This is a genomic window from Undibacterium sp. Ji50W (assembly GCF_049340445.1).
Taxonomy (GTDB): domain Bacteria; phylum Pseudomonadota; class Gammaproteobacteria; order Burkholderiales; family Burkholderiaceae_D; genus Undibacterium.
On sequence record NZ_JBMPOX010000025.1, the window covers coordinates 53,108 to 79,832 of the forward strand.

Sequence of the window (26,725 nt, forward strand, 5' to 3'; positions counted from 1 at the left end):
CATGACATAAAACCGGTGAGCACACCCTACTATGATCCCTGTGCGACGATCACTTTGCCCTGCATTGCCAGCGTCTTACGAAAAGAGGTCCATGAATGAAAAAAAGAAAACTTCAATGACCTGCTTGCCTTCATCACCGTTGCCCGTGAGGGTAGTTTTACCCGGGCTGCTGCCCAGCTTGGGGTATCGCAATCGGCCTTGAGCCACACCATACGCGGGCTGGAAACGCGGCTGGAGATGCCCCTGCAGCAGTAGCAGTGCAGGCATTGCAGCAAAACTGTCGCCCGACACTTGATGCATTGAAGCGGTATACTGCATTGAATTCCGCATCTGCTTTTGCCTCTGTATCGACATACACAAGTCCCCTATTTTTGGAGAAACCCCATGTCTTCCGCCTTGCTCATCATCGATTTTCAAAACGCCATTTTCAACGACCCGCCAGCCCATCAGGCCGACCTGGTGCTGGCACGCATCAATAACCTGATCAGCAGGGCACGCCAGGCTGGCATGCCGGTGGTGTATGTGCAGCATGATGAAGCCGATAGTCCATGGGAAAAAGACAGCGCCACATGGCAGTTCCCGCCAGCGATTGCACCGCAGCCTGGCGACTTTGTCAGCGCCAAACAGCATAGCAGCGCCTTCCAGCAAAGCCGCTTTCAGGCAGCGCTGGCCGAGCGTGGCATCACTGAAGTATTTGTGTGCGGCTATGCCACAGAATTCTGCATCGACACCAATGTCCGCCAGGCCGCAGCACTGGGCATCAAGACCGTGGTAATCGCCGATGCCCACACCACCGGCCAGCGCCCGCACCTGGACGCACCCACCATCATCCAGCACCACAACTGGGTATGGAGTTGCATGGGACAAATCCAGGTCACCCCGCATGAGCAACTGCCGTTTTAAGAGATGCAGGCTCTGGTAGGGTGCGCCACGCGCACCGAATGCTGGCCTTGCGTTTGAAAGAACGGTGCGCGCGGCGCACCCTACTGGGGCCATGAAGTTTTCGGACCGTGAATGGCCCACTTTTACCATAATGCGCTTGCAAAATTCCGTATTGTTCACCAATAATCAAAGCTCATTTCATCAATGACGATAGAAAGAACGCATCATGAATCAACGTAAATCATTGTTCCGCATGACCCACAACGCGGCAATCGGGCCGCCCGGGTTCTTGAGGAACAATGATGAAAGACCACTCTCGCGCCTTGCGCAGACATCATGACGCGCGCTTGAAGAAGAAACGTCAGTATTATTTTTACGGTTGGCAAGGCAAGCTGAGCCCAAAAAAATTGGGCCTGGTATTACATACGCCGGCAGTATGCAGCTGTTTTATGTGCGGCAATCCACGCAAATATTTTGGTGAACGGACTGTGCAGGAAAGGCGGTGGATGCAGCGGTGCGCATAATCCACTCTACAAGAGGTCGCAAAGGACGCACCCACCATCATCCAGCACCACAACTGGGTATGGAGTTGCATGGGGCAAATCCAGGTCACCCCGCATGAGCAACTGCCGTTTTAAGAGATGCAGGCTCTGGTAGGGTGCGCCACGCGCACCGTTCTTTTATATACATGGCGGCGGCGCGCGCGGTGTACCACAAGAGTTCGTAAAAGCTTAAAATCGGCATATAGGTAAATTGGAAATGACTACAGGTTCATCAAAACAGCAAGTGCGTAGCAACCAAGGCCATGAGCAAACATCATAAAGACTGGATACATCACGCCCCAGGCACCAACTCCAACCGGCTGGAACGTATCGAAGCCTATTTCGCCGGCAATGCCTATGCCATGCACAGGCACGATACCTATGCGATAGGCACCACCCTGTCTGGCGTGCAAAGCTTTGCCTATCGGGGCAGTGAACGACACAGCTTGCCAGGTGGCACCATCGTCTTGCACCCAGACGAAGCGCATGACGGGCAGGCCGGTACGGGTGATGGTTTTCACTACCGCATGATGTATGTTGAACCAGCACTGATACAACAAATCCTTGGTGGCCAGCCCTTGCCCTTTGTGAAAGAGGGTATCTCGGCAAACCCGCGTCTGCATGCCGCCACTCTGGCCTTGCTGCAACGTATGGACAGCCCCATGGATGCACTGGAAGAACAAGATGCCCTGTTCGACCTGGCCCATGCCATGCATGCCATATCAGGTAAGCTCGCAGGTGACTCCGCAGGCAGCCAGCGTTTTGATTACCTGGCGGCAGAAAGGGCGCGTGAATACATCCACACCGCTATCACCGATAACTTCACCCATAACATTACCCTCGAAGAACTGGCAGAACACAGTGGCCGCGACCGCTGGAGCCTGTCTCGCGATTTTCGTCTGCTGTTCGGCACCAGCCCCTATCGCTACCTGACCATGCGCCGCCTGGACCTGGTCAAAAGCTTGCTGATGCGGGGTGATTCCCTGGTGAATGCCGCACTGGCCGCCGGCTTTACTGACCAAAGCCATATGACCAAGCACTTCAGCAAAACCTTTGGCCTGACGCCGCTGCACTGGCTGAAAATGCATGGGACGAACGTCAAAAGATAGTGCAATACGTGCTACGCACAATCGTACAATATTTGCTGTCTGACTTTGCCTATGCTGGGCGCTTGTTCATTCCACCAAAGGATAAGTCACCATGCCTACCCAGCCAGACACCCCGGCAAAGCACTACCAGAGCATCAACTTCGCCAACAAATTCAGCCTGTTCAGCGAACAATGGTCGCAAAAAGTCATCGCCGAAATGAACGATTACCAGTTCAAAGTCGCCCGCCTGCAGGGCGATTTCATCTGGCACGACCATGCCGATACCGACGAAAGCTTCATCGTCCTGGAAGGGCAGCTACGCATCGACTTTCGCGACGGCCACGTACTGATATCACAAGGCGAAATGTTCGTCGTCCCCAAAGGCATTGAACACAAACCCTATGCCGAACATGAAGTCAAACTCTTGCTCATAGAGCCGCGAGGCGTGGTGAACACGGGTGATGAGGGTGGTGACAGGACGAGTGCGCTGGATGTGTGGATTTGAAAGTTAAAATAGTGGAAAATTCATTAATATCAATGACCTATAATGTTTTTGAGTGGCCTTTAATTCGGATTTCCTGAAAATTTCGGCATGCAATTGCGCAGCTTGTTCTGTTTTTAAGAATGTTCACGTAACGTGAACAAAGATAAATGTCGAACATATGTGCAAATGCTTGTAATAATAAAATGCTCGCCTTACCTGTATATGTAAAAAAGGCTGCGCATACCCAGAGTAGGGTGCACCACGCGCACCGAATGCTGCCTTGCGTTTGAAAGAACGGTGCACATGGTGCACCCTACGGGATGGTGTACCATGAAATTTTCTGGCAGTTTTTTGATTGCTTACCCAAGCATTTATCTGACATAGCCAATCCACAAAAATGGAATATTGACCTCTATGACCGACCTGCACAATCCCATATCAGGCACCTCAACTGAAAGCAGCCGGTCACCCCGTCGCTTGCTATTGAAGACGCCAGTGACGGAGGAATTTTTGCATGCACTGGAAGCAGAGCTGGTGACGATTTTTTTGGAACGCTTTGCGGCTTATCGTGACCGGATACTGCCGCCAAAGCTGTATGCATGGTTGCTGTCGACGTTGAAGTATCTGGGTATTTTTGGGCTTGGCCTTTCTCTTCTTTCTTTTTACCTGGGCGGCTCGATAGTCTATTCAGTGAGGCTGGACATGATCTTGATATCTATTTTTTCTGTCCTGTGTGTTTTGTTCTGGGATAAAAAGAAAATCGTCGAAAGACATACAGCCATGACCGCAAGGGTGTGGGCGTGGAGCGCCAAAAAAAGGGCAGGCAACATGCTTCGCAAAGCCAGAAAAGCCTTGCCCTTTTGTGCCGAATACGATTTCCGTGACGACGTGGTGGCGTATTACCGCATCACCGACAAGGCATCCGTGCTGGCCTGGACCCGCACGATCAAACACTGGCGCATCACCGGGCACTATGCAACGCTGTTGTTCAAGAAAAAGACGTCGATGTATCCCTATATCATGATTTTGCATGCGCCATCGGCAGAGTTGGACAGTTATCTGGATGAGTTGGGGATACAGTCGATTAGTCAGAATTAGTTGCGGACATTAGCTGCGGGCAGGTGATTCCGGTTTAGAAAAAAATGGTGCGCATGGCGCACCCTACCCAGCAAATTTGCACGTGTGGTAGGGTGCGCCGCGCGCACCGGATTAACCGTGTGAATGTATAAAACGATACACACGCAAACCACCAACACCTCAATACGTCAAACCAACTGTTCCAGTTCTGACAGGTCAGGACCGTATTCTATTAAGATGCAGTATTTAGCACTGATTCCGATAGAGGAAAACGACATGTCCACCAAGTTTGCATCATGATTTTGCCTACCAGCCCAAGAACTGACGTTGACACATTCAAATCTGAAGTCTTGGCACCAGCCGTTTTTATAACGGGCCTGGTAACAGGTTTTTGGAGCTTGATGGCGGTGCTTTCAATTCTCTTTGCTATATTTGGCGCTTTTGGCCTATGGGCAACCTGGGTACTATTTTCAGCCTGGCTGCAATTGGCGAAAGATGAAAAAAAGCAGGATGTCGATAATTTCGCACTTGTTTTGCTGGGAGGACTTTCATTTTTCGTAAGCATCCCTTTACTATGGTATTTCTTTCGTCTGCCACCATTTAAATTGCATTTTTCTTCGCATGAACTCGGTTCAGACAGAGTTTTTTTTCACTTGGCAGAGGCATGCTTTAGTTACGGGATATTGGCACTGCTCATCACGAAGTGGCATCCTAAGCCTATCTACTCAGAAGATAAGTCTGGGACGGGATATTCCGGGGCCAGAACATTCAAATATATTGCGGCTTCTCTTATTCTTTTGGCGGGCTTTCAATTGCTTGGCCAATATCGTCTTACCTATGTTAACGATCATACCGTCAGTGGGCTAAGCAGAACCGCTTTTGAAAAAAGTTTATTTGCTCAAGGTGTATGCAATAACAATTTACTCCAGGCTAGTGAGTCGCTCAAAAACGCAGATAGCATACCAAATGCAAATACAATTAGCTCTGTCATTTTAATGTGCTTGAAAACCAATACCAGCCGAGACCCTAAGCTAGCTTCATTAATTGTTGAAGCAATCATTGCCCACGAAAAAAAACAGGGAATTAACTCAAAAAATGCCTGTACCGAACTTCAGGTCGAGTTCTTAAGTCATATCTTTTATAAAGACTCCAATTTTGAAGTATTGAAAAATGTAAAAGAACACGATCTGCATATTGATTGTATGTATAAAAGTGGAATTGCCAGCATGGGACTTGAGCCCATATGGTGGGAATATACCCGAAATCATGCCGGAAATATCCGTGTTGATGACTTAAAAGAATTAGAAGTGCTGGGCATTGATTTGAAGCAGCGAAATGAAAAACAGCAACAAATACTTGAGGCAAATGTACTGCCAACAGAAATTTCTGACGAAGTACTGCTGTACCTTTTGGCGCAAGGTGTTGAACTGAAACGAGAACGCTTGGCGGCACTAATAATGGAGCGCAGATTGGGTCATTTTTCTCCGAAATCAGATGCGGCAAGCTTGGATAGACTCATACGATTAGCTGGCTATCCGCCAAGAGAACAATTATTGAGCAAGATAAATAACAATTTATCAGCAAGAGATCTTGGCTGGCCAGACGATGAACGAGTGGCGACAAACTTACTATATCTTTATTCAGGAGCAGGTTATTTTGAGGTTGAAAAAATATGGCATGGTAAGCTACCCAATGAAAATTTTCCTGCGACAGTTGCTGCGATAGAGCAGATTAATAAATCAAGAAAAAAACTGATTCAATCTTCGAGAGAATAACGCAATTGTTTACAGTTTGGGAGAAGGTGATAAGAAATTTCTCTCTATGCGCCATGCATTATGTCGGCAACATGCGGCGCAGTACGCCATCTTTTTTTACCAGACTATGCCACAGTGCCGCAGCCGCATGAAAAGCTGCCAGCCCGAGCAGGATATTTGCCAGCAAGCCGTGCAGTTCTACGACATTGTGGCGCAACGCTTTATTCGCCGGATCAAAAGCAGGTACGGTGAACAAGTTGAACAAATTGTCACCACGTATCCACACAGCGGCAATACCAATAACCACAACCGCCAGCATCAACGCATACAACAGATAATGCACTCCTATGGCCAGCTTGCCCAGGGCACCGGCATCAGCAGGCGGCAGTTTGCTACCACCACTCCGGCGCCACAGGATACGCGCAAACAAGGTCACGGTCAGCAGCACACCAAAGCTGATATGCAGGCTACGCACCGTGATGCGCGGCGTGCCCGTGGGGAAAAAATCGATAGTTTGTCCGGCTATCCACAGTACCATCACCAGCAAGGCACTTAGCCAATGCAGGATGATGGTGCGTTTGTCGTAGGTATCTGACTGGCTGATGCGGCTTGTCGTATGCATGATGGTTTCAGTGGATGGCTAAAAATAAGTGGGCTCAAAATAAGCAAATATAAATGACAGAAGTGGCGGAGTGATACGCTTATTGCCTGCCACCATCAACCCACGCGGGTGATCACATGAGGATAAGCTACAAGGATAAGGTACAAATCTTAAAGCAGACTTAAAAGCCAGTAGATAGTTTGCTGTATATCAGATATCGCCCGAATACCTGGGGCCGCCCGCTTGGTCATAGACCCGCCCTTGCGCGCAATCGTGATCGCCCGCAGGGCAGGGGCTGACTGCAGCATTTTAAGGTAGCAGAAGCACAAAATTGCTGGGTGCGCCAAATTAAATGCGGTATCCTCATGCATTGAATCGTGCTCAACGAAAACGCATTTCACGGACCTTGCATGCAGCCATCACAAGACCTGACCACCGTCGCCACCTATCTCAACCCCTGGGATGCACATCTCATGCGCAGCCTGCTGGAATCAGAGGGCATCGCCGCCAGCCTGGCCAGCGAACATCATGTCTGGGCCAACTGGCAATGGTCGCTGGCCCTGGGCGGCGTGCGGCTGCAAGTACCGCTGAAAGATGCCGACCTGGCGAAAGAAGTCCTGTCCCGCTTCGCCAGTGGTGAATTTGAAGCCGCCCTGCAAGATGAGATGGATGCTGACACTACAGACGCTACGGATGTCGCAGATGCCACAGATACAGGGGAGCCCAGGCCTGCCGCCTGCCCGCATTGCGGCTCCACCCAACTCGAACCCGCCGGCAGCGTGGGTGCCATGGCGACCGCGCTGGGCATCCTGTTTTTGCTGGGCGTTATCGTGCCACAACACAGGGATAAAAAATGTGGGTCTTGTGGCAAACCCGTGCCTGAGGGTGTGGCAGCGACAGCATAAAGGCACGTAGAACAAAACGCTGCCTGGGGTGCTGGCATTTATGGCTGTGACCCGCTGGCTGTGCTGGAAGTATTGCGGCGTGCGGGTGGGAAGCTGGTGCAGAAGTGAAGTTGCCGGGCGCTGACCCCGGCGTGCGCTTCCTCGGCCTAGAACGATTCAGCCAGCGTAAAGTGCAGGGGATGTGTGATGCATAGTCCCCGCTGTGCCCGGCAAGATCCAGGCACAGCTTTTTATCCTGTTGGCGTGATTACTGCGCCCAGTCCTGCATGACCTTCGCCATCATTCTGCCAAAGTTTTCAAAGCGCCCCTGTTCCAGCAGGGTGGCCATTTTTTCGCATTGTTCCATGCTGCATTCAGAAAACGCATCGATGAGGTTTTGCGCATTGATGCCGCTGGCGCTGCTGGCCATGACTGGCTGGGCGTAATACGTGGCTGGCTGGCCGAAATAGGTTTGAGTGCTCATGCATACCTCCTGAAGAGTAATTACTGATTGTTGCCCCATGAATAGAATTATACGCAATCGTATTGAATAAGTCAATATTGAATTGCTTTGAATTGGTTTTAAATGCCTTGCCTTGGTTAGATCGAATTGTCATAAGCAAGCACAAAAAACCGTGCTTTCTTAATATGCTTCAGGCAACGCCAAGGGTATTCGATGGAATTGTGTATGCAGTGATTTGTGAATGCAAGTGGCTGTATTAATGAGGTAAATGGCTTGCTGCTGCTATCCTCTGGCGTGATTGCTGGTGCGGCCAGGGCAGCGCAGGCGGCGGCGGTCTTGCCGGTGCCTGGACGTTCTCTTCGCGTCATTCTGAAATGCATTAAATTTTAAAAAATTGCATAAAAACTGTTTGAATGTAATACGTAATCGTATATAATATGTTCCATGATGAGGACATGCAGATGTCTTGCCCCAAGGCCGTGATGCCGGGGTATTTAGAACCTGCTTGCGATCTTACTGCGCGAGCGCAATCGTAAACTACGCGGGGCTCATGCGCTGCTCAAAATGCTCATGTACTTAGAGTACATTCCGCTTTTTGCGCTGCTCTTCACCCCGCTGACGCTCGCTCGCTACAGATCGTAAACAGGTTCTTAGGGTGGGTTTGCCAAGGCAGATTTCGCCCGTAAGCGCAAATGCGCATAGCGGTCCACGCCGGTTAGTGTCGATAGTTTGTCAATGAGTAGCTGATAAGCAATCGATCAATGCTGGTGCAAAAAAATGGACGTGAAGAAGTAAGGTAGTCGCCCGGTTTTTCAGGGCACTGAACACAGCAAGCAATACGAAGTATCTATCCAGCGCAAAGAAGCCCGCCTTCTTTGTTGGGCGAAGTGTTGCCTGTCGCTTTTTGCAAAGCGACGGCAGCGTGATGGTCTACGCCTGGATGATGCAAGGGATTTGATCAATCAACGGGCCAGAATTCGCATGTCAGATAAACACCAGCACATAGTCAAGCAGCTACGCAAGACCAGGGCCTACGCCCATGCCAACAACGCTGGCACCTGCACGCCTTCGCCTGCCTGTTTGTGTGTGCTGACAAATTGGGCTGATCAGACTGGTGGCATGGCAAAGGTGAGCGCATGAATTATTACAGCCATCACATCGGTGATTTTAATAATGCCACACGCCATTTGAATCGTCTGGAAAGAGCGATTTATCGTGACATGCTGGATTTGTATTACGACACCGAATCAGCCCTGATGCTGGATCTGGGTTTGCTGTGCCGTCGCCTGGTGGCGCGCAGTGAAGAAGAAACAGCCGCAGTAGAACAATTGCTGAAAGAATTTTTTGTGTTGACCGATGCAGGCTGGTTTCACGCGCGCTGTGATCAGGTGATACGTGAATACCAAAAAAATACCAATGCCAAATCGCTGGCAGGCAAGGCCAGTGCGGCCAAACGGGCGGCAGAAAGGCATGGTCATGCGGATGAATTGAACACGTCTTCAACAACTGTTGAACAGCAAGACAAGGCAGTTGCCAGCTGTGTTCAACTAACCAATAACCATAAACCAATAACCAAGAACCATAAACCAGTAAACCAAAAAACCCAGCAGCCCGCGCTAGCCCAACCAGGACAAATGTCGACCGGAACTGCAACCGGAACTTCCTCCGAAATGCCAGCCGAACTATCAGCCGAAACGCCGGCAGAAACGGCAACTGCCGGGCCGGCATCAGGGCAGGGTGGCACGACCGCGCTGGATTTGTGTCTGAGCTTTCGCCAGGCCGGAGTGAAAGCGCAGGCGGCTGATCCGCGTTTGCTGGCGCTGGTGGCGCAAGGTGCAACGGTGGAACTGGTGCAGGCAGCCTGTGCCGAGGCCAAGGGCACCAGACCGGATGAAATCATAGGTCTGGCCTATGTGCTGAAGATACTGGAACGCTGGGCCAAGCAAGCCGCCAGCATGCAGGCGGGTGGCGCTGTCTTGCCCAGGGGTGACCCAGGCATTGCCGGACGCGGTGGCGGCAGTGGCAGAGGTAGTGGTAACAGCAGTGGCCGCAGTCCACCTGCAAGCCAGTCGCGACACAATAATTTTGAGCAGATCAACTACAACGAGGGCATAGAAAATGGACGTATCATCTAAAGCCGCCAGCTACATCAGCACCACCCAGCGCAGCGCGCAATGCGATAGCCACGGTGCCTACGACAGCACGGCCATCCTGCTGGGGACCAAGGTCATGCACTGGTCTGCCTGCCCGCATTGCGTGCGCCAGGCGAATGTAGCAAGCCGTGCCAGCCTTGCCCAGCAAGCGGTGGCAGAGCGCCAGCGCCGTCTGGAAACGCGCCTCAACCAGGCGGGTATTCCACTGCGTTTTCGTGAAAAAGATTTCGCCAGCTTTGTGGCCGATACCGACGATAAAGAAAAAGCTCTTAGCGCCGCGATGGAATTTGCCCACCATTTTGCGCATCATCGCAGCACTGGCACGACCATGGTGTTTTCTGGCATGCCAGGCACCGGCAAAAGCCATCTGGCAACAGCCATTGCCCGCCACGTCATGGGCAAGCACACCGTCATGTACACATCTGCCATTGATGCCGTGCGCATGATACGCGACACCTGGCGGCGTGATGCACCACAAAGCGAAACCCAGATCCTGCAGGTGCTGGCCGATATTGATTTGCTGATTCTGGATGAAGTGGGCATGCAATATGGTTCAGAAGCAGAACAGATCAGCTTGTTTGACATCATCGACAAGCGTTACCGCAACGTCATGCCAAGCATACTGATCACCAACCAGAACCGCCATGGCCTGCGCCAGTTTTTAGGCGACCGCAGCTTTGATCGCCTGCGAGAGAACAGCATCTGGCAAAGCTTTGACTGGGCATCACAACGCGGACAAGTCATGAACCTGACCATTTGATTGCCCTGGTGACGCGACAGCAAATGTAGCCGCGTAGCCGCGTCCCCGGCACTACATCACCAAGCATACAGAAAACCAGCCTGCACAACAGGCTGGATGGGATTCGCTTCGCCAAAATTTTTTAGTCCTACCAAAAACCTGCATCTTCCTGCATGCCCTGAGCCGGAAATGCCTAAAAAAACACAGGGTCAACAGCAACCCCGCATGCCATCGCGGATGACACACCAGACAGCCGTAGACCAGCGTGAAGTGACAGGCACGCTCACACAAGCAGGGACATCGCGCATACGAAATGCCATGCCCGGAAAAAATTGATGACGGTCGAATTTATTCGATGCGGATCAGTTCAAATGACAAGGATGCAGAAAAATGAAAAAAATGACTTCTCCCAAAAAACCCCTTCACTTCACACAGGAAAACCTGCTGCAGTACATACGCCATAAACGTGGTCTGAAGTTCCAGAATGCCCACCTGGCCGCCACCTTTGGCGTGCCATCTGGTGACATGCGCAACATGCTCGACAAGCTGCTGGAAGAAGAGCAGATACAGACCTGTGTCATCGGTAGCAACCGCCGTTTCTTTGTGCCGCTGCCGGTGCAAAACAACCAGCACAATCAGCACAACAAGCTGCAAGCACAACTGCCGCAGCCACGCGTGTTCAGGGAATACAACAGCAAAACCAATCCACAGATGCAGGCCATCAAGGAAAGGGTCAAGGAAATGTATCCCGATGGCCGTGGCTTTATCAGCATCCACACCGGCCTGGGCCGTCTGGAAGATTACCGCGTCTTTGGAGAACAATACTGATGCGCCGCCATGAATATTGCCGCGACCCGCTGGCCATCCTGTTGCAGCGTGAAGAAAAAACCTGCAAGGGTTGTCGTCACCAGGGCTGGGTCGAAATCGGCGAGAAACGTCAGAACATCTGCAAGCTGAAAGACAACCGTCGCCCGGTGCGCCTGCTGACTAAAGTCAACACGCAAGTTACCGGAGCCACAGTAGGTACCAACGCCACCGAAGCCGATGGCCTGACCGCAGCCCTGCAATTATACGGACAACGTTGCCCATCTTACGAGGAGAGAGAATGACTACCTTATTCAACAATACCCACGACGCGCTGACATTTGCCTTCAACTATTCCAGCCAGCAGTATGCGATTTCACCCATGGCCAAACTGGCGCTGCAAGGTGCCGGCGCAGGTGCCAGCAATGGACGTGGCAAGGGCCTGGTGGCACTCGATGGTGCGGCCCAGGCGGGCATGATACTGGCAGAAATTGAACGCCTGCCGTCAGTACAGCGCGCCTGCATCACCGCCCGTTATGCCATCCGCACGGCAGAATGCAAATGCTGCGGATCAGAAGGCTTAAGCGAAGATTACCGCAACGCCATCGGCAACCTGCGTGAACTATGCAGCAGCCAGGTCACCGGCATGTCGCTGCGCATCATGCGCGAAACCATCATCCGCGCCTTTTACGAACGCCGCATTTCCATCCTGAAAAAAGCAGAAGAATTACGCATCGCCAAATCCACCGTCTACGACCAAAAACGCCTGATCTGGGGTTGGCTGAGCAAGGTCGACGCCGAAGCGCAAAACTTGATTGCTGATAAATTGCAGGTGATGGTGGAATCGTTGGTGTAAAAATCTGCCGGATTGTAAGTGGCAGGTGACAACGGGAAACGCACTCTGACGAGTGCGTTTTTTGTTGCTGGCGTGCGTGAAGTGACGCAATCTTTGGCTATACAGAAGCCATCAGGATGCATCTAAGCAGGCCGTCTTGTGCGACTATTAAATGAGTTGCTGTGGTCAGTATGGGTAAGCCATGCCTTGTTCTGGAAGTAAATAAATATAGGCTTTTGTAATTGTTTTTTTGAAAAATCACGATTTGTAATAGTATTTTTTGTTTTTTAATCGTTTTTTGAGAATTGTGAAGCTGGCGCGCGTTAACATTTTAGTAATTTTATATTTCTATGGATTGGGTCGGTGGGAAATTGTTCGTAGAGAAATACCAGATCAAATTCGCCCACGCTTGTGCGATGCGCTCTGAAGCACTTGTACGTCCGTGTCGAAGAACACACGTCAGGCCTCGAGTACGCTTTGTAGATGGAACGTACCTTGAACTCCTGCGGCGAACAGGGTACGCTAGACCTACCTAGCAGGAACTCCGTCCAACATCAGCCACTTGCCGGGGGCATCCAAGCCGAACAGCTGGTCTGCGAACTTAGCTATCTTTTCCTCCGGCTTCTCCAAGGCACGAGCAAACAAATCCTTGTTCGATTCCATATGGAGTTCGCGAAGTCGGTCCAATTCCGTTTTCGGCTCTTGCCGCCCGGACCACCACTGCCAAGCTCGTCTGTCAGCGCTGCTTAGAAACACGTGCCAGGCGGCAAACGCGGCGTCAGCGTCCGTCGCACCAATGAAGCGCTCCCACCAATATTTCGCAAGGACGGCACGGTTGGTCCACTTCAGTAGATTGCGCTCAAGCGCCCGCAGCGAACCAACTGTTTCACCCTCAGGCCATTGCAAGTTGTTTATGATTGGTAACTGATTGAATGCCTTTAGTACGGCTGCTCGCTTGTGTCTCCAAGGCTGGTCAGAGGCGACGTCGGCGTCAATAAAACCTGCCAGCCATTTATCGCGGCTATACATCTGGCATGCAATCACGAGCTCAAACAAGTCTTGGTCAGTATTACATCGAATTAAATTGGTCAACTCGGCCCTTACAGCACCCCCCTCGATCGAATCGGGTGCCCTCATTGCGATGTGTGCTAGTTCGGGAATCTTCGCTGGTCCATTGAAACGCACCTTCATATTTTCAGCTAGTGCTCGCCACAAGCACAGTCCCTTGGCGGGTGCGAGAGTGAGTAAAACCTCGCAGAGGCACAAGTAGAGGCCCTCAGCTGAGTGAACACGACGGAGGAAAGTCGTCGACTTCGCCTCCGCTCCCACGAGTAACTCTTCCCAGATCGCTGGAGACGCTCTATACGCAGCCTCAAGAGACTCACGTGCAAATGTGTGCAAGTAAAGACTGTTTCCGCTGCTGCGGGCCTTGCCGACGGTAGCAGCAGCGTCTTCGGCTAGTTGATCCATACGCTTTTGGATCTCGTCTAGATCCAAAGTACTTTTTCTAAAGAACTCCCCAATGTCATTGCTCGTTGTAGATGGCTCAGTGACGAGCACACGTGCTAGCTCCGAAGGCTTAGGAACACGCACCGACAAAACCCCCACTGTTGACGGCAACGTCCCCACCGACACGTCCAGCTCTGCAAGCAGTTGCCTGGTCGCAAATTCTAGATCCTCAGGCTTACCTTCCCTCGTCGCAGCTACTTCCAGCCATAGCCAAGGAGCAATCAAAGGAAGCAAGTCCTCGAATTCCATGTGCTTCGTTGCAGCCGCAATCGCCGCACTACCGTGGTGAGCCGCCATCGGGTCAGTCGCCTCAGGCTTCCAATTGCGGGACATGAGTGTGCGACCTGTGAGCTCAGGCGAGCACGAAGAAAGCGCCACAAAAGCCACACCACGCAGATTTTCGTCTTCACTCTCCAAGTACGGCAGCAAATCCTGGACGAGAGCGTCCGCATGTAGCGGAACCTGGCACGCCATGACCTGCATGATCACATTGGCCGCCTTGACTCGTTCCTTCTCGTTGGCACGAAGAAATTCATGGAGTTCGGCGGCTGATGCCGGTCTCACCACAGCAACCAGATCCACCAGAAAGTAGAAATTGGAGGCATCAAGGAGCAGCTGCAACTGCTCCTTGAGTGGTTTGTGCAGTAACTCCAGTTGCAAGCACCAAGTATTCGCAGGTTTATCGCGTTCTGTGTCTTCGCTCCCGGTTCTCAGTGCACTGAAAGCTGAGGCCTGAGCTTCATTGGCCACAAGCAGAAGCTGCGGGGCAGCCAGGGCTGACCAGTACTTCGCGTCACCCTTCCTTGCTGCTAATGCGGTAAGCCGCCTGCGTGACATCTCCGCTAGTTCCATTGGCGCGAGCCTAGCTGCAAATGACTCAAGACGCTCCAACTTGAATCCCTCGGAAGTGGCCTGCCCAATTTCATCCACCTGTTCGAATGTTTGGGACAAGAGTGCAGTTTTGACTGAAGCGACAAGGTCGGGGGGGATGTTCAAGTCGGGTACTGCAAGGAATTTCGACAGCTTGTCCAAGCGCCTGTGAAGTGGCAAAGAAGAGTCGTTAAGTACTTGATCGAGGTGACGAAACTCCAATTCAAAGAACGATTGGCCAGGGTTACTCAGATAATCTTTGTCATAATCCCAGCCATTACCGAACGTTTCGTCAACCTGCGAAGCACGCACCTCATGCTCATCGACACCAGTAAGACGCAGAAGGTAGGCAGCGATTTTATTGCGAAGCCTCGGATGCACACCGTTCTCTGGAGCGCTCACCAGGATAGCGTTCGCTATCCTGACAATCTCCTTCCTGGCCTCGTGCTGGTTTTGTGAAGCAAGCAGAAGCACCCAGCGCAGCCCGTCCCAGCAGCGGTTTTCAAAATCCACCCTGACCGTCTCACGTACGGCTGCACGTCGGATGATGGGCATGAAAAAGTTCAGGTCATGTCCTTCCAGAATTCCGGGAATCGCCGCCGAAGGCTCGCCCGGGTGGCTGTAGTCAAGTTTCAGCGATTCCCCGTACACCTGCACCCGCCCAGGTATCCCAGACCCAATTCGGATCAAGAGTTGTTCATGATGTCGCTTCGTGTAGTGATTCGGATCTTTCAGGTGATCTCGATTCGGCAGGGTTACCCAACTTGTCCATTCCAGCATCCGCAGGGTTATCTGGTCCCAGTCTTCGGTTCGTGCACGAGGAAGTCTCCTGATACTCTGAACGGCATAGTGAAATGCGGCAGATTGTGACCCTGAAACCGAATGCTCGATTACAGTCAGCATTGACTGCGGGAAAGACTCACCGAAGGCAAAAGCATCTCGCTCAATGCTGGCGGACGGATTCTGCACATTCAGCCAGAGTACTAACAAGGCATCAGTCGTCGGGCTCCCATCGGAGACGCCCAAGGCGGAAAGAATCGCAAGTGCCGCACGCAGAACATCCGCCGATTCGTCGATCGCACCAACAGGTTCGAGCCATTTTAGGACATGCGCCTGAGCGCCCTCGACCGTGCTCTCCATACCGTCAAGGCTTTCGAGCAGTGCTATGCCCAAACCCAGAATGGTCGGCTGCTCTTTCAGCACGAACTTTTTCCCACCGGCCGAAGAGAGTTGTTCCCGGAAGAAATCGCCGTCAATCACATCACTCAAGCGACGTGCGACCACCTCCGGCGAAACACTAGGGTCCTCCAAACTAGTCGCGACATCCTTGATGGTCGCTTTGCTGATGCCAGAACCGGTCTTGACCAAACGGTCACGGTAATCGAGAGCACGGGCCCCAAGCCAATCCACCCAAGTTTCATCGGTGAGCGCGCTGTTTGTTCTGATCTGATGTACGTCCTTACCGTACTCGAACATGAGTCTGAGAACAGTCGCATCAGCGCGCAAAGCGTCGCTGTTTTTCAGCCGGACGATGAGCGGGAATAACCTCGGTGTCGATGCGAGGTTCAACAGTGCGACCGGAATCTCTGATTTGCTCATTCCGTTCATGCGCAGCAACTCGTCCAGCTCGGCAGACGAATAGGTACCCACAGGCACTTGTGTCGCCTGGAATTTGAGGCCAGCGAAGTGCCGCATGCTGGTTTCAAAGTAATGGCGCCGCGTCGTAAATAGGATGCGAACTTTCCCGGCCAATGAGTCCGCTTGCAGCGCTTGTCCCAATGTTTCCCAGCTAACGGTGGGACGTTGATTAATGCCGTCGACAAGTAGAAGGACTGCGACTCCGTCATCCACTGGTCTCGCAAGGATTCGGTCTACGCGCCTTCGCCAGTACTCAGTTCCATGGTGCGAACCAGCCAACGATCTCAAGCTTTGGGCGAGTAGGTCTCGCACACCTGTTTCTGAAAAATCCTTATGGCTCAGGAACGTGCTCGCTGGCACCGAAATCACTATTGGCAGTAAGGCGGCACTGCGATTGAGCCAGTCGAGCGAGACCCATGTCTTTCCCACTCCTTCTTGCCCGATGACTACTGCTGGCGAACGCACATCACTTGGGGACAGCCACCAGGCTTCCAGTGCCTGCAAGGCGTCCTTTCGTTCAATGAGGTGCACACCGGGCCTGCCGCCAGCTGCATCCTGGTTCAGGGTTGCCAAGGATTGCTCGCTTTCGGTCCAGATCTTCTTCAGATGTATGTGTGACCTCTCCCGCAGATGATTGAAGCCGATGTTCCAGGTTTCCAGGCCCTTGCGGAGGTTCTCGCACGTCGAACCAGCATGAGCTACCAACAATTTAGCGGCGTCGCCCGCCACTTTATTGATGTGTTTTTCGACGATGTCCGGCCACTTCGCACAGAGTGCCGCCATAGCATTGATGCCCACGCCTGGCGGCTGCGCGGTCCAGTCAATAACCATGATAGGAACACCGAGTTCCACACCACCGTCTAGAGCAAGGTTGCGCTCCGTCTCGCTCACGGCTTTCGTCGATGCCAACACCCATGCTTCAAGCTGAGGGTCTTTCAGGGTAGCTTCGAGCACTTCGCCAGCCAGCTCACGCGGCGTAAGGCGCGTGGACTCCTTGTACCGCTTACACTCCAGTCGCAGAGACCGACGCCGCAACCCCGCCGTACCCGCGTCGCCGCCGAACTGAGAACCCGGCTTGGAAACAAAAACGCCAACATCACCAAGCAACCTGCAGAAAAGATCCGCAGCCAGACGTTCAAAAGTGTCAGTTGACGCGTTCTCCAACTCTCGTTTAAGCGTTGCGAGTAATGCGTCAACTGTAGGCGTGCCGGAAGTAGCCATGTTGTCACCTGTATGATTAATTTTGCCTCGTGCGGGCTAAATTTGATTATACGCACTCATACACACTAACTTGAACATAGCTTGATCGCGATGTCCTTTGGCGTCGGCCAAGGTGCTGCGATGCACGGTATCGCGCAGTCCCATTCCGCACAACTCGCTGCGGCTGGTATCGAGCGTCACTTCGATGTCGCGTAACGACTCGCGCCCAGTCAACTGCCTAAACGCCATTATCCGTACCCGCCGCCAACTGCGCTAGAAAACTACGGATACTAGGACGCACAAAAGGAACAGGCGGCAATCGCTCAATGAAGTCATTCAAGGTATCATGCCCATTAACCTTGGCGGCACCTTTTTTATAATTCGCATAGAAAAATCGCACTGTGGCGAAATATAGTCAGTCAGGTTAATCGGACGATCAACAGGTACGTCAGAAATCAACAGCCATTCTTAATAAGTCCAAAACAATGACAGCAAGGCACAAGAGAGTATACGTACCTGCTCGCTTTAACCACGCAGAAGAATTAGATTCATATTTTATCCAAGTTGCGTTATCGCCAGAACCAACAGGAAGAGCAGGTTTTTTTAAGCCATAAAGAGGCAATTCCAAAACCAAAAAAAAACAATAAAAATCCAATTAAATGAAAGATTCACGGTTACTCCTGCACGTGCTTAATGTGTTGATCGCTTCATTTATTTGGAATTAACTGTTTTTTTCAAACGAAGATCCAGAGCCGCGAGGAAATTACCCTCTTTTTGCAACTCAAGCATCAAGCTGTCGCCCTCGGCAATTTGAGGTTTCGACAATTTCCCAGCCACCTTATCACGCGCATCAATTGCCTTCTTTACTGGCTCAATGGTTGCCACAAGTTTTCGCAACGAATAGCAGAGGATCAAGTCCTGGACTTGTTGATTTTCTCTTTCGCCGCAAAACTTTCCTGCTATGTTGAACATCGCTCTCGCATTGCCTAAACTGGCGGATTTGCGAAACCAATTCATCGCCTGAATCGGCTCATTGAGCAAATCCATGATGCTTCCGAGATTATTCATTGCGAGTGGATCACCCTTCGTCGCCGCTTTAAGGTACCAATCCTTGGCTTGCATATAGTCTTGCTTGACACCGAGACCGTTCTTGAACATGAAGCCAAGATTATATTGAGCGACTGTCTCGCCTTGCATTGCTGCTTTTTTATACCAGTCAACTGCCTGAACATAGTCCTGAGGCACTCCTTTGCCATATTGATACATTGCGCCGAGCATGTTTTGTGCCGCAGCGTCACCTTCCTGGGCCGCAGGGCGAAGTTCTTTGAGCGCGACATCAAAATTATTCGTACGATATGCCGCCGTACCTTCTTTCACACCTGCATAGGCGCAGACTGCTATTCCCGAGCCGAGTAGCATGGCAATCAACAGTTTTGTCATCGGATAAGTCTCCATTTATTGCAGCTCTATAAATATGGTACACCGTTAATCAAAAATTGCTTTCGGATGTCGACGATACGCATTCTTGAGATGTGGTCAAGCCCTGCATTCGTTTCCCGACTGCTTCCCAGCGAATTCTGTCTCTACTACAAAAACACATCACCCTTACATCAATTCGTTTTGTCGAACAGTGAAAAAGTGTATTCCAGAAATATACTTCAGAATGAACGTATGGACCAAACAGCGCAACAGCTAATCAGAAGTCCAGCCAAAACTCCCCGGCAACCAAAACCGTGCTTCTGCACTAAGTGGCCCGACACCGCGAAACCCGCCCTCAACTTCTAGTTCAACTTCAAGACAATCATTCTCAGGATGCCCTAACTTGAGCAATAATTCAGCCAATCGAACATTCGCCAGTGGCCAGCCCGAAAGTACAAGCCAGTCCCGGTCTTCCCAATCTCTTTTGCTATTACAATAGTCAGATTCATTGCCACGATTTAATATCGGCAAACTATTTACATCTATATCCTTATCAAGCCAAGGATGCTTCTTTAAATCTTTTGGATTAATTTCAAGCGCAAACGAGCTTTGTTCAAATTTTCCTTCAAGTGGCCAATAGCTACTGCCAATAATACGTATAGTTCTTATTTTGGAATTTCGATTGGTAAGATGAATAAGCCGATCCTTACCATCTGAAGCTATTGTCGCAGCTAGTAAAAATAAGCCTAGCTCAAAATACTGCTGCGGTAGAGAAAAAAACTCTAAGGATTCAACGAAATGAACTGAACCATAGGCATGTAGAGATTGCGTGATTTTTGTTCCGCTCACCTCAACCTCAAATGGTATTGAACCCAGTTTTTCCCTTACGAAATCAACTTTTTGAGGTGTAGTCGTAATGCCGCCAGTAAATATCAGTTGCTCAATGAGAGATGGTAATTCAACGTGATTTTTCATTGGAACCCTAAGGAACAAAAGCTCAAATACGACGCAGGAATGATATCAATTATTAAATATAACTACAAGAAAATACCGTTGCCACTTTGGTGTATGCTGACGGTTTAAAATTAAATGTGTCGCTTTTCACGGAATTTTAATGCTGCGCGAGTTCAAATAAGAACTGAGAAAAAACGGCGGTCACTAAACAAAAAGTCAGCCACCATGTAGCACAATTCGCCATGCCAGCTTAGGGGCAGGCACCGCGGTGATGCAGTAAAATTTTCTCCTGAATAAAGTCAGGCCGCTGTTAACCTTATCGCGCATTTGAAAGACACACCCATGGCAAGCACGTACGCTCCCACACAGACAGCCACTCGTGGGCAGGTCGTTCAAATCAATAATCTGGAGATGTACTACGAAGAGTATGGAGCCGGGAAACCGCTGGTGCTCTTGCATGGGTTTGGCGCTTGTGTGCAGAACTGGCATCCGTTTATCGGCCAGCTCTCTGAGCACTATCGACTGATCCTTGTGGATTTGCGGGGTCATGGCCACTCGACCAATCCTGATAACAGGTTCACCCACAGTGAAGCGGCCAGCGATGTGTTTCTCTTGCTGGACAAGTTGGGGATAGATCGCTTCTCGGCCATGGGCATGAGTACAGGCGGGATGACGCTATTGCACATGGCAACGCGCCAACCCGGGCGTATCGACGCCATGGTATTGATCAGTGCAACGTCGCATTTCCCCGAGCAGGCAAGGGCCATTATGCGCCGGGCGTCGTTTGGCACCATGCCACAGGCAGTGCGAGACATGTATAGTGAATGTGCGAAACGCGGTGACGAACAAATCCGTCAACTGATTACCCAGTTCAACGCCTTCCACGAAGACTATGACGATATGAATTTCACCGCACAAAGCTTATCAGGTATCACAGCGCGTACGCTCGTCGTGCACGGTGATCGCGATGCCTTTTTCCCCGTTGAAATCCCTGTGAGCATCTACCGTTCCATACCGGATGCCGCCTTATGGATTATTCCGGGCGGCGATCACGTCCCTGTTTATGATTCTGAGGTTCCTTTCACAGCAACTGTCCTGCGATTTCTTAATGACGCAAATAGGGAGTAGCAATCAGCGGCCAGGTCGGCGGCATTTGCTGTGCAATTAAACAAGTAACATGGCGATAGCAATAGTCATTCATTTTCCCCTAGCCCTAAGATATATCCCAGCCACGCGACTAATAAAAAACACAGGGTAGCAATACAAATTATGAACCACAGAGGAGGCGGGCAGTCAGTTACACGCCCGATCAATCGTTCACAGGAACCCGCAGGGAGGTAGGCGCCTGCAATCGCAAGTGGAGCTTCTGCCACTAAGGCCGCACCGATCCAGAAACTTCCTGATTGCTGACAAATGCTTTTTCTCTTTTGTTTCATGAACAGGGTATCCCAGGAAATGTAATCACTTCAGACAACAGGTACGTGACGTGTTTGCGACCGGACGTATAGTTGATGATTTTTTCCAGCTTCGGTTTTAAGCAAGCCTGGAACTGCAGCGCAGGTTTGTAAATCAACAGCAAGATCAATTGATTGACGACGCTTTATTCTACAAATGCAGCAATGGCACTGCGACTGGATGCCCCTTGTTTTGCTTTGTACATGGCGATGTCGGCTTCTTTGAGGAACTGTTCAGCATTTGCCGGGGAATCGTAAATGCGGATGCCAATACTGGTTGACATCATGATCGCAGAACCGGGTACTGGCGCTTCCAGTGTGGTGACAATTTTCTGGGCCAGGATCTGGGCATGCTCCAATGCCCGCACACCCTCGGCAAGTACAACAAATTCATCGCCCCCAAGGCGGGCCATCGTATCGCTCTCGCGCAAGCAAGCAGACACTCTTTTCGCAAATTCTTTCAGTACCAGATCACCCGTGGCATGGCCGTTAGTATCATTTATTTTTTTGAACCCGTTCAGGTCCATGAACAATAAAGCCAGACCATTGTTTTGCCGTAGTTGCCGGACAATCGATTGATGTAGCACTTCCATGAAGTGCCGCCGGTTCGGGAGTCCGGTCAATCCATCCGACAAGGCCATTTTATTCAGCGCTTCTTCCCATTTCTTACGTTCGGAAATGTCGTGTAAAAAAGCAGTAAATTCGAGCCGGTCTGCAATATGATTCACGTTCAAACTGACCTCGACGGAAAGTTCTTTTCCATCGCGGTTAACCGCGAGGAATTCTCGTCGCGCAGTCGTTGCGGTTTTTGCAAATTCATCCAAATGCGCCAGCATATTGAAGAAAGAATTTCTGAAAGTGGGTGGCACAATCAGATCGGCGATATTGCGTCCCATGGCTTCATGATTGCTCCAGCCAAACAGCGATTCGGAAGAGCGATTCCATTGCGTCACAATTCCTGCATGGTCTATCGATATCACTGCGTCGTTGGCATGTTCAAGAATGGTGCGTATGCGTTCTTCACTCGCGCGTAGTTGTGCCTGCACGCGAAGCATGTCGTCAAAAGCCACCTGCTTTCCAAGAGCCGCTCCCAGTGCTGACCCCAATAGTTCCAGCGTCTGTAAATCTTCTGCATCAAAACCGTTTGCCTGCTCAGACATGACCTTAAGGACACCCACTGGCAGGCCTCGTTCAAAAAGTGGCGCGCAAATCATGGAGCGAACACCTACTTTTTTGCAGGCATTTGCATCAACGCGCGAATCGGTCTCAGCATCATCACATTGCAGGATTTTTGCGCTACTGACGCATAAACCTGACAAGCTATTCGCCCGCAACAGACGCAAATCAACATGCTGGGATATCGCGCCGCTGGCGGAGCGGTAAACCATGTAGTCACCATCGACCAGTTCAACTACGGCACCTTTGGCTTCTGTCAATTCTTGCAATGTGTTTACGACAAGTTGCATAAATGCCGCAAGATCCAGATCTGCCTGGGCGAGCAGTGATTGCGTCTCAATGATGCGCTCTAACCGGTCAAGTTGTTGTGTGTTTTTCTTCATTTCCCGATCCAAAACAGTTTTTATACGTTCCATTTATTTTAGGGTATTTCTGAGTGATTTCACTTTCAATAGTGGGCGGATTCGCCATTTTTTGTAAATTATTGCGGCGTGATCCTTAAGGGTTTTGCAAGGAAAGCAAGTGGGCCATCATCCAGCCCCAACTATCAGGAAATCGACATGCGCATTTCACTCTGCGCTCAGTCTGCGTTCACTCTGTGTTTTCCGTTTGATTCTGAACTTCCCAGATTCTATAAAACGCCTGGTTACCAATTGTAGGTTTTGGTAACAAAATTTTATTAACATTGTGAATGAATGCTAACTATGACAGCATTTGCTTTGTTTTTTTCTAACATGGCAGCGATCTGCCTGTTCTACCGGGAAGCACTCTTTCAAAAGGTAAAGTGATGTACACAATTCGCAAATCTGGATGGATGTCGTGGATGCTTCTGGCGAGCATGGTCGCCCTGTTAAGTGCATGTGGAGGCGCAAACGATAAGGCGGTTTCAGGCAGCCCGCAAGCAGCCATATCCAACCCGCCACCAGCGTCCACTGCTGGTTCTTCAGCGCTTGGCACAGTGAGCGCATTGGCGCAAACGACAAAAAGTGTTGCCACAACCTTGAGCCCCGCGCCGCAGGTCTTGTACACCGATACGCTCAGTGGGCCGACCACAGGTGGCGAAAACAACCTGGGTGCCTATCTTTCTATTTTCGGGAGAAATTTTGGTTCTGCCAGCGACCTGGGCACCAATACGAAAGTCTATATTGGTGACAATGAAGTCGCCAACTATCGCTATGTGGGAAGCGCGAAATCAAGCGGCAAGACGGGCTTGCAACAGATCACCGTACAGGTGGGCGCACTTGGTGGTGCCCCTGTTGGGACGGCACTGCCTGTAAAAATCGTGTTGAATGGCGTCGCATCCAATACCGACAATAGCTTCACGCCCAGTGCAGGGCGGATACTTTTCGTTTCCTTGTCCGGGTCCGACACCAGCGCGGTGGCAAATAATATGGCCAAGCCCTGGCGCTCGCTGCAGAACATGACTACCCTGAAGGGTGCCTACTTTGCCATGCAAGCCGGTGACCACATCGTACTGCGCGGCGGTGCCTGGCACGATAGCAACGGCCAGGACAAGACATGGATGCGTTTTGGCAGCGGCATCTATGCCAGAAACGGCAGTGCTTCAGCATGGATACATATCACCGCCTATCCAGGCCCCATCAACGGCAACGCCATAGAAGATGTGCACTATACGACGCCAGCCGGCGCATCTGGCGGCATTGCAGGCCCCTGGTCTGCCATCGCGGGCACTTCCGGTGAGTTCATCTCGGTGTCCAATTTAAGGATGGATGTGGCGGGTGGCGCCAATCGTGACGCTGCCCCTATCAACTTGCAATACACCGCAGGCCCATGGCGCGTTGTCAACAATGAGCTGGGCCCCTGGGTTGCCGGCAGTTCTGCCACGCTGAATGCAGCGGGTGTTTCTGGCCACGGCAACGGCAACAAGGTGCTGGGTAATCATATCCATGATATTGCCGGTACGTCTGAATTGCAGAATCACGGTATCTATGCAGATACCACGGCACAGAACTGGGAAGTGGCCTACAACTGGATACACGATATCACTGGCGGTTCAGCCGTGCAGTTTAACGACAATGAAGCGGGGGCAGGCTCTTATACGCTGCCGCATGGTGGCATTTGGCCAGGCTTTGTCGGCATCCGGATTCATCACAACTGGCTGGAAAACGCTGCCAAATATGGCATCAATTTCAATGACCAGGGCAGCGCGCATAAGGGTACTTATGAAGCCCAGAGCTGGAACAATGTCATTACCGGCACGAAGCTGTACCCGATACGTATCAATTCAACAGCCACCATCCAAAACATGTGGTTTGCTTTCAATACCGTGTATAACGCCATGACCGGGGCAGCCGGAAATAAAGCCTACATCATGGACGAAGGTTTTGGCAGTGGTGCAGGTATTCATAACAAGTTCTATAACAATATTTTTGCATTTGGGCCTGACACCCAGGCCGGCACCACGTGGTTGATTGATTACAGTACGCCATCCACGACCACCAGCTACGACTTCAAACAGAACTTGTATTTTGCCAACGGACAAACCGTGCCAGCGCCAGCCACACTGGGCGACAGCCTGGCGATTTCTGCCAATCCTTTGTTCAGTAATGCATCTGCCGGAAATGTCGCTTTGCAGGCGAGCAGCCCGGCGGCAGATGCGGCCACCCAGCCCAGTCTGTTTGCCGTCGATGACGACATGGTGAATACCGCACGTCCACAGGGCAGCAGCAAGGACATAGGCGCGCTGGAACTCATCGGTGGTGGCACTCCACCCATTTCGACACCTGTCAGCGGCGTCTGTGGCAGTGCTAACGCCCAGACTTTCAGCGTGGCACCTGGCAGCAATCTTTGTTCAGCAGGTCTGGCGTCATCTGTGTCATTGATCGGTAACGTATCATGGGCCTGGAGTTGTTCGGGCGCGAATGGAGGCGCGACGGCAAGCTGTAGCGCGGCTGTTGCCTCCAATCCCAATCCGTCCACGGCACCCAGCGTGCGGCAGCAATATTCCGGGGCCATTACGCCAGGTGCGACCACCCATCAATTTGCTGGCAATGTGTCGGCAGGTAACTGGATTCTGGTGACCGTGGGCGTGAACAATAACGCGGTGGGCGTGTCAGGAACATTGTCCGACAACCAGGGGCATACTGATCTCGACGCGTTCACCTCTCTCGGACAAATCTACGTTGACGGCATGGGCACTGATGTCTTTGCAGTAAAGGCATCGACATCCGGGCCCTACGTATTGACAGTAGGGATTCCAAACCAGGGCAGCATACACATGGTGGAAATCCAAAATGCAGATGCGGTAAATTTGCTGGATGTTCCTTTGGCCACCAGTTCCGGCCCACGCTTTGCGACGACGGCACTATCTTCACCAACCCAGACGACCACCAAGGCGAATGACCTGCTTCTGGCGCTGGTTGATCTGGGCATTGGCAATGCCATTCCATTCAGCCCAAATGGGTCATGGCAACTGGTCAGCCCGCAAGCAGGCACAAGCATCACTTCGCGCCTGTATGAATGGCAACCGAAGGCCACTGGCGCATTTAATATTTCAGGAACCGTCAGCGGTAGCGGTGCCGGCTATCCGGGCTGGGAGACGGTGATTATTGTGATCAAGGGGCAGTAGCAGTAGCGATGTGATCAGTATCAGTAATGGGAAGCGCACTCTGCGGAGTGCGTTTTTTATTGCTGGTTAGCGTAGGTACGAAATTTGATTACAAAGCCGGTATCCATAACAGCGCTGCGCATTGAACCTACGTAGGTACGATTAGCGCAGCGTAATCGTACGCATACCCATCACGGCTTGCTTTCATCAACTGCTGATTTGCTGATGAAAATACAAAACAGTGAATTTCCTCTTGTCGGATAGAAGACAAGAAAATTTGAAACGTCTTGGTCATTGCCAGGCACAACATGCGTACGATTACGCTCCACTAATCGTACCTACGTTCTGCGCATTGAACCTACGTAGGTACGATTAGCGCAGCGTAATCGTACGCATACCCATCACGGCTTGCTTTCATCAACTGCTGATTTGCTGATGAAAATACAAAACAGTGAATTTCCTCTTGTCGGATAGAAAACAAGAAAATTTGAAACGTCTTGGTCATTGCCAGGCACAACATGCGTACGATTACGCTCCACTAATCGTACCTACGTTCTAATCGTACCTACGTATTAAGCGTCAACAATTATGATGAATAGGTATGTATTTATACTTAAAAATAATTATAAAA

20 protein-coding genes and 2 pseudogenes are annotated in these 26,725 nt (G+C 51.1%); 15 read left to right on the forward strand and 7 right to left on the reverse strand.

The window, feature by feature from the left end; genetic code table 11:
* Positions 1 to 120: 120 nt before the first annotated feature.
* The 6 genes and pseudogenes from ACO0K9_RS24565 to ACO0K9_RS24590 form a co-directional block, all read left to right on the forward strand.
* Positions 121 to 246, forward strand: a pseudogene (locus tag ACO0K9_RS24565) (helix-turn-helix domain-containing protein); the annotation flags it as partial.
* Between the two features lie 138 nt (positions 247 to 384).
* Positions 385 to 903, forward strand: a complete 519-nt coding sequence (locus ACO0K9_RS24570; RefSeq protein ID WP_422989383.1) for a cysteine hydrolase family protein — start codon at positions 385 to 387, stop codon at positions 901 to 903.
* 784 nt (positions 904 to 1,687) lie between these two features.
* A complete protein-coding gene (locus ACO0K9_RS24575; protein ID WP_422989385.1) occupies positions 1,688 to 2,533 on the forward strand; it encodes an AraC family transcriptional regulator in 846 nt (281 codons plus the stop codon).
* A 91-nt stretch (positions 2,534 to 2,624) separates the two neighbouring features.
* Complete coding sequence (locus ACO0K9_RS24580; protein WP_422989387.1) at positions 2,625 to 3,017, forward strand: cupin domain-containing protein; 393 nt, start codon at positions 2,625 to 2,627, stop codon at positions 3,015 to 3,017.
* Positions 3,018 to 3,410: 393 nt separating this feature from the next.
* Positions 3,411 to 4,094 carry a hypothetical protein gene (locus ACO0K9_RS24585; RefSeq protein WP_422989389.1) on the forward strand — a complete coding sequence of 228 codons (684 nt, stop codon included), beginning with the start codon at positions 3,411 to 3,413 and terminating at the stop codon, positions 4,092 to 4,094.
* 275 nt (positions 4,095 to 4,369) lie between these two features.
* Positions 4,370 to 5,848, forward strand: coding sequence for a hypothetical protein (locus ACO0K9_RS24590; RefSeq protein ID WP_422989391.1), 1,479 nt, complete (start codon positions 4,370 to 4,372; stop codon positions 5,846 to 5,848).
* Between the two features lie 58 nt (positions 5,849 to 5,906).
* Here the strand turns inward: ACO0K9_RS24590 and ACO0K9_RS24595 are convergent, their stop codons facing one another.
* Complete coding sequence (locus ACO0K9_RS24595) at positions 5,907 to 6,449, reverse strand: cytochrome b (RefSeq protein ID WP_422989393.1); 543 nt, start codon at positions 6,447 to 6,449, stop codon at positions 5,907 to 5,909.
* Positions 6,450 to 6,838: 389 nt separating this feature from the next.
* Between ACO0K9_RS24595 and ACO0K9_RS24600 the strand changes: the two genes are divergently transcribed.
* Complete coding sequence (locus ACO0K9_RS24600; protein WP_422989395.1) at positions 6,839 to 7,333, forward strand: hypothetical protein; 495 nt, start codon at positions 6,839 to 6,841, stop codon at positions 7,331 to 7,333.
* Positions 7,334 to 7,580: 247 nt separating this feature from the next.
* Here the strand turns inward: ACO0K9_RS24600 and ACO0K9_RS24605 are convergent, their stop codons facing one another.
* Positions 7,581 to 7,796: a hypothetical protein gene (locus ACO0K9_RS24605; protein WP_422989397.1), complete on the reverse strand. Its 216-nt coding sequence runs from the start codon at positions 7,794 to 7,796 to the stop codon at positions 7,581 to 7,583.
* Positions 7,797 to 8,756: 960 nt separating this feature from the next.
* Here ACO0K9_RS24605 and ACO0K9_RS24610 point away from each other — a divergent pair.
* The 6 genes from ACO0K9_RS24610 to ACO0K9_RS24635 all read left to right on the forward strand — a co-directional run bounded on the left by ACO0K9_RS24610 (position 8,757) and on the right by ACO0K9_RS24635 (position 12,327).
* A complete protein-coding gene (locus ACO0K9_RS24610; RefSeq protein ID WP_422989398.1) occupies positions 8,757 to 8,915 on the forward strand; it encodes a hypothetical protein in 159 nt (52 codons plus the stop codon).
* Positions 8,912 to 9,910, forward strand: coding sequence for a YdaU family protein (locus ACO0K9_RS24615; RefSeq protein ID WP_422989400.1), 999 nt, complete (start codon positions 8,912 to 8,914; stop codon positions 9,908 to 9,910). Before ACO0K9_RS24610 ends, ACO0K9_RS24615 begins: the two co-directional genes overlap by 4 nt.
* Positions 9,894 to 10,688: an ATP-binding protein gene (locus ACO0K9_RS24620; RefSeq protein WP_422989402.1), complete on the forward strand. Its 795-nt coding sequence runs from the start codon at positions 9,894 to 9,896 to the stop codon at positions 10,686 to 10,688. The genes ACO0K9_RS24615 and ACO0K9_RS24620 overlap by 17 nt, the downstream gene beginning before the upstream one ends.
* A 378-nt stretch (positions 10,689 to 11,066) precedes the next feature.
* The gene (locus ACO0K9_RS24625) at positions 11,067 to 11,495 is read left to right on the forward strand and encodes a hypothetical protein (RefSeq protein WP_422989404.1); all 429 of its coding nucleotides are present in this window, start codon (positions 11,067 to 11,069) and stop codon (positions 11,493 to 11,495) included.
* Positions 11,495 to 11,776, forward strand: coding sequence for a hypothetical protein (locus ACO0K9_RS24630; protein ID WP_422989406.1), 282 nt, complete (start codon positions 11,495 to 11,497; stop codon positions 11,774 to 11,776). The genes ACO0K9_RS24625 and ACO0K9_RS24630 overlap by 1 nt, the downstream gene beginning before the upstream one ends.
* A complete protein-coding gene (locus ACO0K9_RS24635) occupies positions 11,773 to 12,327 on the forward strand; it encodes a hypothetical protein (protein WP_422989408.1) in 555 nt (184 codons plus the stop codon). Before ACO0K9_RS24630 ends, ACO0K9_RS24635 begins: the two co-directional genes overlap by 4 nt.
* 507 nt (positions 12,328 to 12,834) lie before the next feature.
* Here ACO0K9_RS24635 and ACO0K9_RS24640 read toward each other — a convergent pair.
* The 4 genes and pseudogenes from ACO0K9_RS24640 to ACO0K9_RS24655 all read right to left on the reverse strand — a co-directional run bounded on the left by ACO0K9_RS24640 (position 12,835) and on the right by ACO0K9_RS24655 (position 19,917).
* On the reverse strand, positions 12,835 to 17,544 hold the full coding sequence (locus ACO0K9_RS24640) for a hypothetical protein (RefSeq protein ID WP_422989410.1): 4,710 nt from the start codon (positions 17,542 to 17,544) through the stop codon (positions 12,835 to 12,837).
* A gap of 84 nt (positions 17,545 to 17,628) precedes the next feature.
* Positions 17,629 to 17,778: pseudogene (locus ACO0K9_RS24645) on the reverse strand (DUF4372 domain-containing protein); the annotation flags it as partial.
* 456 nt (positions 17,779 to 18,234) lie between these two features.
* Positions 18,235 to 18,963, reverse strand: coding sequence for a tetratricopeptide repeat protein (locus ACO0K9_RS24650; RefSeq protein ID WP_422989412.1), 729 nt, complete (start codon positions 18,961 to 18,963; stop codon positions 18,235 to 18,237).
* Between the two features lie 252 nt (positions 18,964 to 19,215).
* Complete coding sequence (locus ACO0K9_RS24655) at positions 19,216 to 19,917, reverse strand: hypothetical protein (RefSeq protein ID WP_422989414.1); 702 nt, start codon at positions 19,915 to 19,917, stop codon at positions 19,216 to 19,218.
* A 321-nt stretch (positions 19,918 to 20,238) separates the two neighbouring features.
* Between ACO0K9_RS24655 and ACO0K9_RS24660 the strand changes: the two genes are divergently transcribed.
* Positions 20,239 to 21,024, forward strand: coding sequence for an alpha/beta fold hydrolase (locus tag ACO0K9_RS24660; protein ID WP_422989416.1), 786 nt, complete (start codon positions 20,239 to 20,241; stop codon positions 21,022 to 21,024).
* 472 nt (positions 21,025 to 21,496) lie between these two features.
* On the opposite strand, the gene ACO0K9_RS24665 is transcribed toward ACO0K9_RS24660, so the two are convergent.
* Positions 21,497 to 22,909 carry a diguanylate cyclase domain-containing protein gene (locus tag ACO0K9_RS24665; RefSeq protein WP_422989418.1) on the reverse strand — a complete coding sequence of 471 codons (1,413 nt, stop codon included), beginning with the start codon at positions 22,907 to 22,909 and terminating at the stop codon, positions 21,497 to 21,499.
* 404 nt (positions 22,910 to 23,313) lie between these two features.
* On the opposite strand from ACO0K9_RS24665, the gene ACO0K9_RS24670 reads away from it, so the two are divergent.
* Positions 23,314 to 26,115, forward strand: a complete 2,802-nt coding sequence (locus ACO0K9_RS24670; protein ID WP_422989420.1) for a choice-of-anchor Q domain-containing protein — start codon at positions 23,314 to 23,316, stop codon at positions 26,113 to 26,115.
* Positions 26,116 to 26,725 lie beyond the last annotated feature (610 nt).